This is a genomic window from Streptomyces sp. 2A115 (assembly GCF_052245575.1).
Lineage (GTDB): Bacteria > Actinomycetota > Actinomycetes > Streptomycetales > Streptomycetaceae > Streptomyces.
The window spans coordinates 331,042-345,196 of record NZ_JBQQCG010000001.1; the positions used below are offsets into that span (position 1 = coordinate 331,042).

15 protein-coding genes and 1 pseudogene are annotated in these 14,155 nt (G+C 68.8%); 14 read left to right on the forward strand and 2 right to left on the reverse strand.

Translation table 11 applies throughout. From position 1 onward, the window contains the following. Positions 1-81 precede the first annotated feature (81 nt). From ACTWQR_RS01460 to ACTWQR_RS01495, 8 genes are all read left to right on the forward strand, one after another. Positions 82-822 carry a helix-turn-helix transcriptional regulator gene (locus ACTWQR_RS01460; RefSeq protein ID WP_443224982.1) on the forward strand — a complete coding sequence of 247 codons (741 nt, stop codon included), beginning with the start codon at positions 82-84 and terminating at the stop codon, positions 820-822. Next, positions 819-2,240, forward strand: a complete 1,422-nt coding sequence (sufB, locus tag ACTWQR_RS01465; protein ID WP_443224983.1) for a Fe-S cluster assembly protein SufB — start codon at positions 819-821, stop codon at positions 2,238-2,240. Before ACTWQR_RS01460 ends, sufB begins: the two co-directional genes overlap by 4 nt. 88 nt (positions 2,241-2,328) lie before the next feature. Further along, positions 2,329-3,510, forward strand: a complete 1,182-nt coding sequence (gene sufD, locus ACTWQR_RS01470; protein ID WP_443224984.1) for a Fe-S cluster assembly protein SufD — start codon at positions 2,329-2,331, stop codon at positions 3,508-3,510. After that, positions 3,510-3,827, forward strand: coding sequence for a non-heme iron oxygenase ferredoxin subunit (locus ACTWQR_RS01475; protein ID WP_048585098.1), 318 nt, complete (start codon positions 3,510-3,512; stop codon positions 3,825-3,827). The genes sufD and ACTWQR_RS01475 overlap by 1 nt, the downstream gene beginning before the upstream one ends. A 7-nt stretch (positions 3,828-3,834) precedes the next feature. Beyond that, positions 3,835-4,599: a Fe-S cluster assembly ATPase SufC gene (sufC, locus tag ACTWQR_RS01480; protein ID WP_443224985.1), complete on the forward strand. Its 765-nt coding sequence runs from the start codon at positions 3,835-3,837 to the stop codon at positions 4,597-4,599. Then, a complete protein-coding gene (locus tag ACTWQR_RS01485; RefSeq protein ID WP_443224986.1) occupies positions 4,596-5,852 on the forward strand; it encodes a cysteine desulfurase in 1,257 nt (418 codons plus the stop codon). The genes sufC and ACTWQR_RS01485 overlap by 4 nt, the downstream gene beginning before the upstream one ends. 16 nt (positions 5,853-5,868) lie before the next feature. After that, positions 5,869-6,336, forward strand: a complete 468-nt coding sequence (gene sufU, locus ACTWQR_RS01490; RefSeq protein WP_443224987.1) for a Fe-S cluster assembly sulfur transfer protein SufU — start codon at positions 5,869-5,871, stop codon at positions 6,334-6,336. Then, positions 6,333-6,665, forward strand: coding sequence for a metal-sulfur cluster assembly factor (locus ACTWQR_RS01495; protein ID WP_443224988.1), 333 nt, complete (start codon positions 6,333-6,335; stop codon positions 6,663-6,665). Before sufU ends, ACTWQR_RS01495 begins: the two co-directional genes overlap by 4 nt. 76 nt (positions 6,666-6,741) lie before the next feature. Here the strand turns inward: ACTWQR_RS01495 and ACTWQR_RS01500 are convergent, their stop codons facing one another. Beyond that, positions 6,742-7,593, reverse strand: a complete 852-nt coding sequence (locus ACTWQR_RS01500; protein WP_443224989.1) for an AbfB domain-containing protein — start codon at positions 7,591-7,593, stop codon at positions 6,742-6,744. A gap of 331 nt (positions 7,594-7,924) precedes the next feature. Beyond that, complete coding sequence (locus ACTWQR_RS01505; protein ID WP_443224990.1) at positions 7,925-9,688, reverse strand: hypothetical protein; 1,764 nt, start codon at positions 9,686-9,688, stop codon at positions 7,925-7,927. Positions 9,689-9,882: 194 nt separating this feature from the next. Here ACTWQR_RS01505 and ACTWQR_RS01510 point away from each other — a divergent pair. The 6 genes and pseudogenes from ACTWQR_RS01510 to dapD all read left to right on the forward strand — a co-directional run bounded on the left by ACTWQR_RS01510 (position 9,883) and on the right by dapD (position 14,051). Further along, positions 9,883-10,286: pseudogene (locus ACTWQR_RS01510) on the forward strand (VOC family protein). 53 nt (positions 10,287-10,339) lie between these two features. Beyond that, positions 10,340-10,660, forward strand: a complete 321-nt coding sequence (locus ACTWQR_RS01515; protein ID WP_443224991.1) for a DMT family transporter — start codon at positions 10,340-10,342, stop codon at positions 10,658-10,660. Positions 10,661-10,686: 26 nt separating this feature from the next. Beyond that, the gene (locus tag ACTWQR_RS01520; protein WP_443224992.1) at positions 10,687-11,223 is read left to right on the forward strand and encodes a TetR/AcrR family transcriptional regulator; all 537 of its coding nucleotides are present in this window, start codon (positions 10,687-10,689) and stop codon (positions 11,221-11,223) included. Positions 11,224-11,350: 127 nt separating this feature from the next. Then, positions 11,351-11,944, forward strand: a complete 594-nt coding sequence (locus ACTWQR_RS01525; RefSeq protein ID WP_443224993.1) for an RNA polymerase sigma factor — start codon at positions 11,351-11,353, stop codon at positions 11,942-11,944. Between the two features lie 10 nt (positions 11,945-11,954). Beyond that, positions 11,955-12,914 carry a CU044_5270 family protein gene (locus tag ACTWQR_RS01530; RefSeq protein ID WP_443225010.1) on the forward strand — a complete coding sequence of 320 codons (960 nt, stop codon included), beginning with the start codon at positions 11,955-11,957 and terminating at the stop codon, positions 12,912-12,914. Between the two features lie 147 nt (positions 12,915-13,061). Continuing rightward, on the forward strand, positions 13,062-14,051 hold the full coding sequence (gene dapD, locus ACTWQR_RS01535) for a 2,3,4,5-tetrahydropyridine-2,6-dicarboxylate N-succinyltransferase (RefSeq protein WP_443224994.1): 990 nt from the start codon (positions 13,062-13,064) through the stop codon (positions 14,049-14,051). The last annotated feature ends 104 nt before the right edge of the window (positions 14,052-14,155 follow it).

Here is a 14,155-nt window from a genome sequence, read left to right on the forward strand (position 1 = left end):
CTTTACCTAAGTGACGCACCGCACCCCGGGTGGCATGGACGCGGCTTGTCAGACTCTGAGGAATTACGCAACAATGGTGTTGTGAAAAACGTTGGCGAGGCTCCGCAGGAGGAACTCGCGACCGGTGAGCGCTCCACGCGCAACCGCGTCGCGCGCTCCATCCTGGACCACGGCCCGTCGACCGTGGCCGACCTCGCGGGACGGCTGGGACTCACCCAGGCCGCCGTGCGACGGCACCTTGACGCGCTCGCCTCCGACGACGTCGTGGAGGCCCGCGAGCAGCGGGTCTACGGCGCTCGTACGCGCGGTCGGCCCGCCAAGGTGTTCGCCCTGACCGACTGTGGCCGGGACGCCTTCGACCAGTCCTACGACAAGCTCGCCGCCGACGCCCTGCGCTGGATCGCGGAGCGTGAGGGTGGGGACGAGGCCGTCGTGGCTTTCGCCCGCGCCCGCATGGCAGCCCAGGCCGCCGCGTACCGCAAGGCGATCGAGGCCGCCACCCCCGACAAGCGCACCGAAGCGCTGGCCAAGGCCCTGAGCGTGGACGGGTACGCTGCAACGGCGCGTAACGCACCGGTCGGCGAGCAGCTCTGCCAGCACCACTGCCCGGTCGCCCATGTCGCCGAGCAGTTTCCGCAGCTGTGCGAGGCGGAGACCGAGATCTTCTCCCAGTTGCTCGGCACTCATGTGCAGCGACTGGCGACCATCGCCCACGGCGACGGCGTCTGCACGACGTTCATCCCCAAGGCGACACACCAGACTCACACCGATATCAATACCGATAACGCATCTGCAAGCACGGCCGGGAGGAACCCCGCATGACTCTCCCCACGGAGACTGCTCACCCCGAACTCGAGGGCCTGGGTACGTACGAATACGGCTGGGCCGACTCCGACACGGCCGGTGCCTCTGCGAGGCGCGGCATCGACGAGGACGTCGTCCGGGACATCTCCGCGAAGAAGTCCGAGCCGGAGTGGATGACCAAGCTCCGTCTCAAGGGGCTGCGCCTCTTCGAGAAGAAGCCCATGCCCAACTGGGGTTCTGACCTGTCGGGCATCGACTTCAACAACATCAAGTACTTCGTGCGTTCCACGGAGAAGCAGGCGGAGTCCTGGGAGGACCTGCCCGAGGACATCAAGAACACGTACGACAGGCTCGGCATCCCGGAGGCGGAGAAGCAGCGCCTCGTCGCCGGCGTCGCGGCCCAGTACGAGTCCGAGGTCGTCTACCACCAGATCCGCGAGGACCTGGAGGAGCAGGGCGTCATCTTCCTGGACACCGACACGGCCCTGAAGGAGCACCCGGAGCTCTTCAAGGAGTACTTCGGGACCGTCATCCCGGTCGGCGACAACAAGTTCGCGTCGCTGAACACCGCCGTGTGGTCAGGCGGGTCCTTCATCTACGTGCCGAAGGGCGTGCACGTCGAGATTCCGCTCCAGGCCTACTTCCGTATCAACACGGAGAACATGGGCCAGTTCGAGCGGACCCTGATCATCGTCGACGAGGGCGCCTACGTGCACTACGTCGAGGGCTGCACGGCGCCGATCTACAAGAGCGACTCGCTGCACAGCGCGGTGGTCGAGATCATCGTCAAGAAGGGCGCCCGCTGCCGTTACACGACCATCCAGAACTGGTCGAACAACGTCTACAACCTGGTCACCAAGCGCGCCGTGGCGTACGAGGGCGCGACCATGGAGTGGATCGACGGCAACATCGGCTCCAAGGTGACGATGAAGTACCCGGCCGTCTACCTGATGGGCGAGCACGCCAAGGGCGAGACCCTGTCCATCGCCTTCGCGGGCGAGGGGCAGCACCAGGACGCCGGCTCCAAGATGGTCCACATGGCGCCCAACACCTCGTCCAACATCGTGTCGAAGTCCGTCGCCCGCGGTGGCGGCCGTACCTCCTACCGTGGTCTGGTGGAGATCGGCGAGGGTGCGCACGGCTCGAAGTCCAACGTGCTGTGCGACGCGCTGCTGGTCGACACCATCTCCCGCTCCGACACGTACCCCTATGTGGACGTCCGTGAGGACGACGTCTCCATGGGCCACGAGGCGACCGTCTCCAAGGTCTCCGAGGACCAGCTCTTCTACCTGATGAGCCGCGGTCTCTCCGAGTTCGAGGCGATGGCCATGATCGTGCGCGGCTTCGTCGAGCCCATCGCGAAGGAGCTGCCCATGGAGTACGCGCTTGAGCTCAACCGGCTGATCGAGCTGCAGATGGAAGGCGCGGTCGGCTGACCGCCGCCCGTTCCAGCAGCTGACGGCCCGCCCCTCCGGGCGGGCCGAGGATCGCAACTGACGCAGGAAAGAGAGCAGACCGACAGCCATGGCTGAGGCTCAGAACATCCCGGTGGGGTCCACCACCGCCGGCCAGATCGCGGTGGCCGCCGAGTCGACCGTCGCCACGCGCATGAGTGCGCCCCCGTCCTTCGACGTGCGGGACTTCCCGGTCCCGCACGGCCGTGAGGAGGAGTGGCGGTTCACGCCGCTGGAGCGACTGCGCGGGCTGCACGACGGCACCGCGGTCGCCACCGGCGACGGCGTGAAGGTCGACGTCGAGGCCCCCGCGGGCGTCATCGTCGAGACCGTCGGCCGTGACGACGCCCGGATCGGCAAGGCCGGCACCCCGGTGGACCGCATCGCCGCCCAGGCGTACTCGTCGTTCGAGAAGGCCGGTGTCGTCACCGTCCCCAAGGAGGCGGTGCTCACCGAGCCGATCCGCATCGCCGTCCACGGCGAGGGCGGGATCGCCTACGGCCACCAGGTCGTCGAGCTGGGAGCCTTCGCCGAGGCAGTCGTCGTCATCGACCACACCGGTGACGCCGTGCTCGCCGCCAACGTCGACTACATCCTGGGCGACGGCGCCAAGCTGACCGTCATCTCCGTCCAGGACTGGGACGACAAGGCCGTGCACGTGGGCCAGCACAACGCGCTGATCGGCCGCGACGCCACCTTCAAGTCGTTCGTGGTCACCTTCGGCGGCGATGTCGTACGTCTCCACCCGCGCGTCGCCTACGCGGGCCCCGGCGGCGAGGCCGAGCTCTTCGGCCTGTACTTCACCGACGCGGGCCAGCACCAGGAGCACCGCCTCCTGGTCGACCACAACACCCCGCACTGCAAGTCGAACGTGGCCTACAAGGGCGCGCTCCAGGGCCAGGACGCCCACGCCGTATGGATCGGCGACGTCCTCATCGAGGCCAAGGCCGAGGGCACGGACACGTACGAGATGAACCGGAACCTGGTTCTGACAGACGGTGCCCGCGTCGACTCCGTGCCGAACCTCGAGATCGAGACCGGCGAGATCGTCGGCGCCGGCCACGCCAGCGCCACCGGCCGCTTCGACGACGAGCAGCTCTTCTACCTGATGGCCCGCGGCATCCCGGCCGACGAGGCCCGTCGGCTCGTCGTCCGCGGCTTCTTCGCCGAACTGGTCCAGCAGATCGGTGTCGACGACATCGAAGAGCGCCTTCTCGTGAAGATCGACGAGGAGCTGGAGGCGTCGGTCTGATGACGTTCGTACGCGCCTGTGGGCTGAGCGAGCTGGAGGAGGACACCCCGAAACGGGTGGAACTCGACGGCACGCCGGTCTCGGTCGTGCAGACCGAGGGGGAGGTGTTCGCGATCCATGACATCTGCTCGCACGCGAACGTCTCGCTCTCCGAGGGCGAGGTGGAGGACTGTCAGATCGAGTGCTGGCTGCACGGCTCCAGCTTCGACCTCCGCACCGGCAAGCCGTCCGGCCTTCCCGCGACGCGCCCCGTCCCCGTATATCCCGTAAAGATCGAAGGGGACGATGTGCTCGTCTCCCTCACCCAGGAGTCCTGAGGCACCCATGGCAACGCTTGAAATCCGAGACCTGCACGTCACCGTCGAGGCGGACAACTCCACGAAGGAGATCCTCAAGGGTGTCGACCTGACCGTGAAGCAGGGCGAGACGCACGCCATCATGGGCCCGAACGGCTCCGGCAAGTCGACGCTCGCCTACTCGCTCGCGGGTCACCCGAAGTACACGATCACCAGCGGCACCGTCACCCTCGACGGCGAGGACGTCCTGGAGATGTCCGTCGACGAGCGCGCCCGCGCGGGCCTGTTCCTGGCGATGCAGTACCCGGTCGAGGTCCCCGGCGTCTCGGTCTCCAACTTCCTCCGTACGTCCGCCACCGCCATCCGTGGTGAGGCTCCCAAGCTGCGGACGTGGGTGAAGGAGGTCAAGGAGACCATGGAGCGTCTCAACATGGACCCGGCCTTCGCCGAGCGCAACGTCAACGAGGGCTTCTCCGGCGGTGAGAAGAAGCGCCACGAGATCCTTCAGCTGGAGCTCCTCAAGCCGAAGGTCGCGATCCTCGACGAGACCGACTCCGGCCTGGACGTCGACGCCCTGCGCGTCGTCTCCGAGGGCGTCAACCGCGTCCGCGAGAGCGGCGAGGTGGGCACCATGCTCATCACGCACTACACGCGCATCCTGCGCTACATCAAGCCCGACTACGTCCACGTCTTCTCCGCGGGCCGCATCGTCGAGTCCGGCGGCGCCGAGCTCGCCGACAAGCTGGAGAACGAGGGCTACGAGGGTTACACGAAGGGTGGCGCATCCGCGTGACACAGCTGTCGGGCCTCCTCGACACCGAGGCGATCCGCAAGGACTTCCCCATCCTGGACCGTCAGGTCCACGACGGTAAGAAGCTCGTGTACCTGGACAACGCGGCGACTTCACAGAAGCCGCGCCAGGTGCTGGACGCACTCAGCGGTTACTACGAGCAGTACAACGCCAACGTCCACCGCGGTGTGCATGTGCTCGCCGAGGAGGCCACGGCGCTGTACGAGGGCGCGCGCGACAAGGTCGCCGCGTTCATCAACGCGCCGAGCCGCGACGAGGTGATCTTCACCAAGAACGCCTCCGAGTCGCTCAACCTCGTGGCCAACATGCTCGGCTGGGCCGACGAGCCCTACCGGGTCGACCACGAGACCGAGATCGTCATCACCGAGATGGAGCACCACTCCAACATCGTTCCCTGGCAGCTGCTGTCGCAGCGCACGGGCGCGAAGCTGAAGTGGTTCGGCCTCACGGACGACGGCCGGCTCGACCTGTCCAACATCAACGAGATCATCACCGAGAAGACGAAGATCGTCTCCTTCGTGCTGGTGTCGAACATCCTGGGCACGGTCAACCCGGTCGAGGCGATAGTGCGCCGCGCGCAGGAAGTCGGCGCGCTGGTCTGCATCGACGCCTCCCAGGCCGCCCCGCACATGCCGATGGACGTGCAGGCCCTGCAGGCCGACTTCGTGGCGTTCACCGGCCACAAGATGTGCGGCCCGACCGGCATCGGCGTCCTCTGGGGCCGCCAGGAGCTGCTCGAGGACCTGCCCCCGTTCCTGGGCGGCGGCGAGATGATCGAGACGGTGTCGATGCACTCGTCGACGTACGCACCGGCGCCCCACAAGTTCGAGGCGGGCACTCCGCCGATCGCGCAGGCGGTCGGCCTCGGCGCGGCGATCGACTATCTGAGCGCGATCGGCATGGACAAGATCCTCGCCCACGAGCACGCGCTCACCGAGTACGCGGTGAAGAAGCTCAACGACGTCCCCGGCCTGCGCATCATCGGCCCGACCACGGCCGAGGAGCGGGGCGCCGCGATCTCCTTCACACTCGGAGACATCCACCCGCACGACGTCGGCCAGGTGCTGGACGAGCAGGGCATAGCGGTCCGGGTCGGACACCACTGCGCACGCCCGGTCTGCCTGCGGTACGGAATTCCTGCGACCACGCGAGCGTCGTTCTATCTGTACTCCACGCCGGCCGAGATCGACGCTCTGGTCGACGGACTGGAGCACGTACGGAACTTCTTCGGCTGAGGGGCTGGCTGGGATCGTGAAGCTGGATTCGATGTACCAGGAAGTCATCCTGGACCACTACAAGCACCCGCACGGGCGCGGTCTCCGGGATGGCGACGCCGAGGTGCACCACGTCAACCCGACGTGCGGCGACGAGATCACGCTGCGCGTGAAGTACGACGGCACGACGATCAGTGATGTCTCGTACGAGGGCCAGGGCTGCTCGATCAGCCAGGCCTCGGCCTCCGTGCTGAACGACCTGCTCGTCGGCAAGGAGCTCGCCGAGGCCCAGAAGATCCAGGAGACCTTCCTGGTGCTGATGCAGTCCAAGGGCCGTATCGAGCCGGACGACGCGATGGAGGAGGTCCTGGAGGACGCGGTCGCGTTCGCCGGGGTCTCCAAGTACCCCGCCCGTGTGAAGTGCGCGCTGCTGAGCTGGATGGCGTGGAAGGACGCGACGGCCCAGGCTCTGGGCGAAGCCGAAGCCGAAAGGAAGACCGCATGAGCGAGACCATTGAGATGAAGCCGGCCTCGGAGGAAGAAGTCCGCGAGGCGCTGTACGACGTCGTCGACCCCGAGCTGGGTATCGACGTCGTCAACCTCGGCCTCATCTACGGCATCACGATCGACGACGCGAACATCGCGACGATCGACATGACCCTGACGTCGGCGGCCTGTCCGCTGACCGATGTCATCGAGGACCAGGCCAAGTCCGCGACGGACGGCATCGTCAACGAGCTCCGCATCAACTGGGTGTGGATGCCGCCGTGGGGCCCCGACAAGATCACGGACGACGGTCGCGAGCAGCTTCGGGCGCTCGGCTTCAACGTCTGAGGTCCTCTTCCGCGCACCGCACCGCACACGAAAGCGGCGGCACCCTGTCCGGGGTGCCGCCGCTTTCGTGTGCGTCTCAGCCCAGCGGGTCCACCAGGCGGAAGGAGAAGTCCTCCCGGTTGGTCGTGTTGTAGCCGTACGGGTCCAGGCGCAGCTGGAAGTTCCTGTGGCGCAGCACGTAGTTGGGGTAGTTCACCGACTGGAGCATCACCGCGCCCGAATGCCCCGAGTACCCGGGGCAGAAGGTGGCGTCCTGCTTGAACAGCGAGGAGCCGTCGTTGCGTTCGGCGCGCAGGATGAAGTTCCTGTGGCGCAGGTACTTGCCGTCGTGCGTCTTGAACGAGTAGCAGGAACTGTTGGACAGCCCCTTGGCCACGGCGAAGGTGGAGTCCTCGCGGGACTCCGAGCCGCGGACCGGATCGAGCTTCACCAGGCCGTCGGCCACGTGCCAGTAGCGGTCGGGGTAGTTGACCGCCTGGACGGACTTCCGCGAGGAGGAGGGCGTGGACGCGGGGGGCTTCTCGGGGGCGGCCGGCTTCGACGGCCGAGGGCTCGGATCGGGCTTGGAGCCGCCCTGCTGCTGCGCCTCGGGCGCGGTGGAACCGTCCCCGGTGGTACCGGACGGTTCCGGGGAGGCCCAACCGCTCTTCCCCGTGGGCGGCGCGGCCGGGGGCGGGCTGGGCAGGACGGGCTGGTTCGCGGCGGAGGTGATGTTCTCCGTCCGGTCCTCCGACGAAGTGTCCGTACCGCTCTCCAGTACGGCGACCGCCGTCACGGTGGCGGTGAGTACCACCAGGAGGAGCGCTCCGGCCAGCCATAGCCTGCGTGTCCCGGGTATCCGGGTCTCGTCCAGGGCCTCGCCGGTTTCCCACACCTTCTGGGGGCGGGTGGACAGTTCGAGCTCGGTCCCGGGTTTTCTCTCTGACATGCGTGGTTCCCCCAGCGTCGCCCAAGTCGCCCGAGGCGCACGCGGATTGGTCATGTGCTTCGGCACGACAGTTGTCGGTCATGGGCCTGGGCACAAAAAGAAGCGGAGGTCGCGGACGCGCGGGACGGCTGTGGCCGGGGGATCCGCGTGTGCGACGGGTGAAACAGTAGTGGACCCCGTGGTCTGCGCGTAGGCGTTTCTGAGAGCGGTCTCATCAGGGAACACGAGGCGTTTACCGGCCAGTTGGGGACGATCTTGGAACTCGGGCCCCGAGAAAGTAGTTTAAGGCTTAAGAAATCGAGCTCAGGGCCCGAGAGGGGCGTTTCGGGGTTCAGCGCGTCGCGAAGGCCGACAGGCGCGCGGCGATCCGCTCACGGGTGCCGTCGTTCTGGACCGGAGCCGCCGTGAGCACGTCCAGGTGCTGGTAGCCGGGCAGGACCACGGGGTTCTTGTCCGCGGGGATGTGGTCCGCCAGGATGCCGTCGCCCGCGACGAAGGTGATCGAGGGGTTCGCGGTCAGGCCGCCGGGGTGCGCCATGTGCTGTGCGATCTGCGGGTCGTTCACCAGCTGTATGTCCGTCACCAGCTTGGTCGGGAAGTAGTCCTCGGTGAAGTCCAGTGGGTGGTCGGAGAGGCTGCGGGCGAGCTCGTGGATGTCCGTGACCTCCTTGGCGGCCGTGGTGAACGGAGTGCCGTCGGCGGAGCGGTGCACCGGGTCGTCGGCGGCGCCCACACGGTCGAAGTTGCGCCACGTGTAGAGCGGGCCGCCCGGCTCGTCCGGGATCGCCTTGAGTTCCGTACCGGACGCGGCCGGTGAGCCCTCGGCATCGTTCGGGAAGGGGAAGTTCTTGTCGACGACGCGGCCGCCGCCGGGGGAGTCGTAGAAACCCACGCTGGCCTGGATGAACGCCAGGGGCGCCGAGTTGTCGTCCATGAAGGTGCCGAGGATCGCCGCGTTGGTGAGCCGGAAGTCGCGGAGCGTGGGGCTGCCGGCGAGGAACACGTCCGTGTTCTTGGAGAACAGCGTGCGGACCGTCGTCTCGATGTTGGGGCTGGTGGGCAGCCGGTCCGGGATCGTGGCCTCGGCGTCCGGCGCGTTGCGGGCGGCCAGGCCGTTGACCGCCAGGAGGTTCATCGTCTCCGGGTTGATCACCGCGGGGAGCGCGAGGAAGCGGCGCAGGGTGCCCAGGCGCAGTCCGGCCTGTACGGCGGCGTAACCGATGCCCGTGTTGGGGACGAGTCCGTCCAACGGCCCCTGGGAGCCGGACGAGCCGCCGTTCAGGTCGTCCAGTGACGTGGAAATCGTCGTGTCCAGCGCGAAGTAGCCACCGCACTGGTTGAAGCCCGCGTCCGCCGTCGTCGCCTTGTCGCCGTCGAAGTCCCAGGTGGCGAAGATGCCGGTGAGTACGCCGCCGAGGGAGTGCCCGCCGCACAGCAACTTCTCCTTGCGCAGCTTCTGGTCGGGCAGTTCGGCGGTCAGCAGGTCGTACTGGTCGCGGACCGTCTGCTCCAGGCCGACCTCGGCGAGCCAGCCCACCTGATCGCTCGTCAGGAAGCCGTCAAAGGAACGGCCGTTGACCTGCCTGCCCTCGTAGTAGTAGTCGACGGCCTTCTCCGCGCTGCCCGTCGCGATCCCGGCGTTGTCCTCAAGGCAGTTGGAGCGCCGGTCCAAGGCCCAGAACTCGATGTGCTCACCCTTGTCGGCCGCCGCCCGCACGGTGTTGCGGGCCACGCTGTCGAAGGCGCCCGCGCCCTCCAGGATGCCGGGCTGGGCGACCAGGATCCGGTCGGCGTCGGCGGACCTCGACGGCCCGTCCGAAGAGCGGTACCGCAGATACGACAGCCGGTCGCAGCGCGCCGGGTGGCTCCCGACGGAGGCGGGCAGCGGGATCCGTACGGAGACCTCGGTCTCGGCGACGCCCTTCACCGGGGAGTCGGAGGCCACCGGCCTCTCGGTACGGGCCGGTGTCCCGTCGGTCGAGGACGTCGGCGCTCCGTCGGCCGAGGGCGCCACGGTCAGCGCGGCCGAGGCGAGCGCTCCTGCGGCCAGCGCGCGCGGCCACCGGCTGCGGCGGCGGGGGACTCCTGTGCTCATGATCTCTCCATCGAGACGACGGCGGTCCGGGGTTCCGCACTGTAAGCAGCGGTAACTTCCGTGGGCCATAAGGAAAATGAGCAGACTGGGGCGGTCTTCCGCGCACATCTGGACAGCGGGTCGCCAGGGTCCCTCGTGCGTCGTGCGGCTCTGTCCGGTGACGGAGCCCGGCATGCGTGGGAAGACTGCGGAGCATGGCTGTCTCCTTCTATCAAGTCGCCGTGGACGCACACGATCTGCCGTCGCTCGCCCGCTTCTGGTGCCAAGTCCTCGACTGGCGCGTGCTGTTCGAGACCGAGCACGAGATCGTCATCGGCTCCGATCCGAACGCACTGCCCGGCATCTGCTTCGTGCCGGTCGGTGAGCGCAAGACGCTCAAGAACCGGCTGCACATCGACCTCACGCCGGACGACCAGGCCGCGGAGGCGAGCGAAGCGAGGTGGGGGTCCCCCCGGCCGGAGGCTGGGGGAGGATCCTGGCGCTCGGGGCTCGCCGGGTGGACGTCGGCCAGGGCGAGGACGTCACCTGGGTCGTCCTCGCCGATCCCGAGGGGAACGAATTCTGCGTGCTGCGGCCGAAGACGTCGCTGCTCGACTGATCCGTCGGCCCTTGTGTGTACGGTCGTACGCATCGATGCGTACACTCGTACACATGGGATATTTGCTGCTCACCGGAGCCATCGCCGCCGAGGTGGCCGCCACGACCGCGATGAAGTACAGCGAGGGCTTCAGTAAGCTGTGGCCCTCGCTGGTGACCGGTCTCGGATACCTCGTCGCCTTCGCGCTGCTCGCGCAGACGCTGAAGACCGTGCAGGTCGGGACGGCGTACGCGATCTGGGCCGGGGTCGGCACCGCGGCCATCGCGGCCATCGGGACGGTCTTCCTCGGGGAGGGGCTGGGTGTCGCGAAGCTGGCCGGGATCGTGCTGATCATCGGCGGGGTCGTGCTGCTCAACCTGGGCGGGGCGCACTGATGAGCACCGCACGAGGAGGACAGCCGATGGCCCGGCGTTACGACCCCGAGCGGCGGCAGCGGATCATCGACGCGGCGATCCGGGTCGTGGCCGCCAAGGGCATCGGCGGGCTGAGCCATCGCTCGGTCGCGGCCGAGGCGGATGTGCCGCTGGGCTCGACGACGTACCACTTCAAGACCCTCGACGAGCTGTTGGTCGCGGCGCTGCGCCAGGCCAACGAGGGCTTCGCCAAGGTCGTCGCCGCACGGAGCGCGCTCGATGACAGCCGGACCGACCTCGCCGACGAACTCGCCGGCCTGATCGGCGAGTGGCTCGCGGGTGACCGTACGGGGGTGGAGCTCGAGTACGAGCTGTACCTCGCCGCTCTCCGGCGCCCGGTGCTGCGCCCCGTCGCCGCCGAGTGCGGCCACGACTTCGCCGAGCAGCTCGGCCGCCGTACGGACCCGGTCACCGCGCGGGCGCTCGTCGCGCTGGTGGACGGGATCTGTCTGCAGGTGCTGCTGACGGGGACGGAGTACGACGAGGAGTACGCGCGTGAGGTGCTGGCGCGGGTGATCCCCTGAACCATCCGCTCTCCGCTCTCCGCTCTCCTCTCCGCCCGCTGCGCGCTTCTCGTGAACTGTGAACTTTCTGTGGGCCTGCGGGGAACAGGGGTGGAAGGCTCGGCAGGACGCAGCAGGGGGAGGACTTGTGAGCGGACCACCGCCACCGGAGGCCGAGGTGCACGACGACGCGGACGTCGTCGCCCAGTCGCTCGAGCAACCGGAGCTGTTCGCCCGGCTCTACGACCGGTACGCACACGACATCCACCGGTATGTCACCAGGCGTCTCGGGGAGGGCGCGGCCGACGACATCACCGCGGACACCTTCCTCACGGCGTTCCGCATCCGTGGGCGCTACGACCCCACGCGCGACAACGCGCGCCCCTGGCTGTACGGCATCGCGGGCAACCTCATCGGCAAGCAGCGCCGCAAGGAGGTGCGGACGCTCAAGGCGCTGGCCCGCACCGGGCACGATCCTGTCGCCGAGTCATGGGTCGAGGAGACCGAGAGCCGGGTCGCCGCGCAGGCACCGCTCGCCGGCGCCCTGGCCGCGCTGCCGGCCGGTGACCGGCATGTACTGCTGCTCGTCGCCTGGGCCGACCTCAGCTACCAGGAGGTCGCGGAGGCGCTGGACATCCCGATCGGGACGGTCCGCTCCCGGCTCAGCAGGGCCCGGCGCAAAGTGCGTACGTCGCTGGGTGCCGACCCCGCGTTCGTGCCCGACACCCAGGAGGTGATCTGACGTGGACGAGATGACCCAGGTACGGGACTTCCGCGCCGATGCGCCCGCTCCCGATCGGGCGCGGCTCGCTCCGGGGCGGACGCGGCTCATGGAGGCGGCCGCGCGGGGACAGGGCCGGTCCAGCCGCCTGCGCGCCGACTGGCGGCTCGCCGCGGCCGGAGCGGCCGTCGCCGTCACGGCCGCCGCGCTGTTCGTCGCCGGCACGGTCGGTGGCGACGGCTCGCCGGGCAGGGTGACGCCGGGCACCTCGCAGACGGCGCTGGGCAGTGCGAAGGAGGTCCTCGGCCAGGCCGCGGACACCGTCGAGGGGTACGAGCCCGTCAGCGCGCCCGGCACCAGCCAGTGGATCTACGAGAAGACGGTGCAGCAGTCGGCCGGCGGCTGGCCCGGCGGCGAGACCGAGCCCCCGCGGACCAACGAAGGCTGGGTGAAGTACGCGGACCCGCGCTTCGAGAACTGGAAGGAGGGCGACGACCACTCGCCCCGGGAGCGGTTCCGGTTCATTCAGCAGCTGCCGGACGACCCGGCACAGCTTCTGAAGAAGGCGCGCGAGTTCTACCCGTCCGGCGAAGGAAACAAGGAGGCGCGGGCCCAGCACGACTTCCGCGCCCTGGGTGTGCTCCTCGACACGTACCCCATGCCCCCGGAGGGGCTCGCCAAGCTGTACCGGGCGCTTGCCACGGTGCCGGGTGTGGAGGTCCGCCACCAGTTGGTCCAGGATGTCGCCGGACGTGACGCGATCGCGGTGTACCGGGACGAGAACGCCCGGGCGAACGAGCGCACCGAGATCCTCATCGCCCCGAGCACCTACGAGACCGTGGGGCAGCGCTGGGTCGTCATTCGTGACTACGAGGAGCAGTACCCCGACGACGGCGAGACCCCGCCCCGGCCGTGGAAGGCGGGGGACATCGTCCTCCAGTCCGCCCGGCTCGACGCGGCCGTCGTCGACGCCAAGGGGCAGCGGCCCTGAGCCGGTGACAGCCCTGCGCTGGTGGCAGCGGCGCTGAGTCGGCGGCCGTGGGACACGGGGGTGCCCACGGCCGCCGGTGCGCCCGGCACCTGAGACGCCGGGCGCACCGGTTGGCCCGGGCGGGCCTCGCCAAGTTAGGTTTCCCCCATGACCGACACGACTGCTACACGCACCACCGGCGCCGTCGCCGCCGGGCTCGCCACGCTCGCCGCTGACGGCACTGTTCTTGACACCTGGTTCCCCGCGCCCGAACTGTCCGCCGAGCCCGGCCCGGCCGGCACCGAGCGGCTGTCCGTCGAGCGGGCGGTGGAACTGCTCGGCGAGGGCGCCGCGAAAGCGGTCGGCCCGGACGCCCGTCGGGGCGTCGAGGTGGTCGCGGTCCGCACGGTCATCGCCTCGCTCGACGAGAAGCCGATCGACGCGCACGACACCTACCTGCGACTGCACCTGCTCTCGCACCGTCTCGTGAAGCCGCACGGCCAGAGCCTCGACGGGATCTTCGGGCACCTCGCCAATGTCGCCTGGACCTCGCTCGGCCCGGTCGCCGTCGACGACATCGAGAAGGCGCGGCTGGGCGCCCGCGCCGAGGGGCTGTACCTCCAGGTGACGTCCGTCGACAAGTTCCCGCGCATGACGGACTACGTGGCGCCGAAGGGCGTCCGCATCGCCGACGCGGACCGGGTGCGGCTCGGCGCCCACCTCGCCGAGGGCACGACCGTCATGCACGAGGGCTTCGTGAACTTCAACGCCGGCACGCTCGGCACGTCCATGGTCGAGGGGCGCATCTCGGCCGGTGTCGTGGTCGGTGACGGGTCGGACATCGGTGGCGGCGCCTCGACCATGGGCACTCTGTCCGGTGGCGGCAACGTCCGCATCACCATCGGCGAGCGCTGCCTGATCGGTGCGGAGGCGGGCGTCGGGATCGCCCTTGGTGACGAGTGCGTGGTCGAGGCGGGGCTGTACGTCACCGCCGGTACGCGGGTGACGATGCCCGACGGGCAGATCGTCAAGGCCCGCGAGCTCTCCGGGGCGTCCAACATCCTCTTCCGCCGCAACTCTGTCACCGGCACGGTTGAGGCGCGGCCGAACAATGCGGTGTGGGGTGGGCTCAACGAGATTCTGCACAGCCACAACTAGAGCGAGCGGACGGGAAACGACCGAGCGCCTGCCCACGGTGTCCGTGGGCGGGCGCTCGGTCGTGTGTGTCGGCTGCGGATGTGTGGGGGCTGGTTGTGGGGGGG

Coding starts and splice junctions, on each gene's coding strand:
- sufB (WP_443224983.1), top strand. CDS start 819: ATGACTCTCCCCACGGAGACTGCTCACCCCGAACTCGAGGGCCTGGGT.
- sufD (WP_443224984.1), top strand. CDS start 2,329: ATGGCTGAGGCTCAGAACATCCCGGTGGGGTCCACCACCGCCGGCCAG.
- ACTWQR_RS01475 (WP_048585098.1), top strand. CDS start 3,510: ATGACGTTCGTACGCGCCTGTGGGCTGAGCGAGCTGGAGGAGGACACC.
- sufC (WP_443224985.1), top strand. CDS start 3,835: ATGGCAACGCTTGAAATCCGAGACCTGCACGTCACCGTCGAGGCGGAC.
- ACTWQR_RS01495 (WP_443224988.1), top strand. CDS start 6,333: ATGAGCGAGACCATTGAGATGAAGCCGGCCTCGGAGGAAGAAGTCCGC.
- ACTWQR_RS01500 (WP_443224989.1), bottom strand. CDS start 7,593: ATGTCAGAGAGAAAACCCGGGACCGAGCTCGAACTGTCCACCCGCCCC.
- ACTWQR_RS01505 (WP_443224990.1), bottom strand. CDS start 9,688: ATGAGCACAGGAGTCCCCCGCCGCCGCAGCCGGTGGCCGCGCGCGCTG.
- ACTWQR_RS01515 (WP_443224991.1), top strand. CDS start 10,340: ATGGGATATTTGCTGCTCACCGGAGCCATCGCCGCCGAGGTGGCCGCC.
- ACTWQR_RS01520 (WP_443224992.1), top strand. CDS start 10,687: ATGGCCCGGCGTTACGACCCCGAGCGGCGGCAGCGGATCATCGACGCG.
- ACTWQR_RS01530 (WP_443225010.1), top strand. CDS start 11,955: ATGACCCAGGTACGGGACTTCCGCGCCGATGCGCCCGCTCCCGATCGG.
- dapD (WP_443224994.1), top strand. CDS start 13,062: ATGACCGACACGACTGCTACACGCACCACCGGCGCCGTCGCCGCCGGG.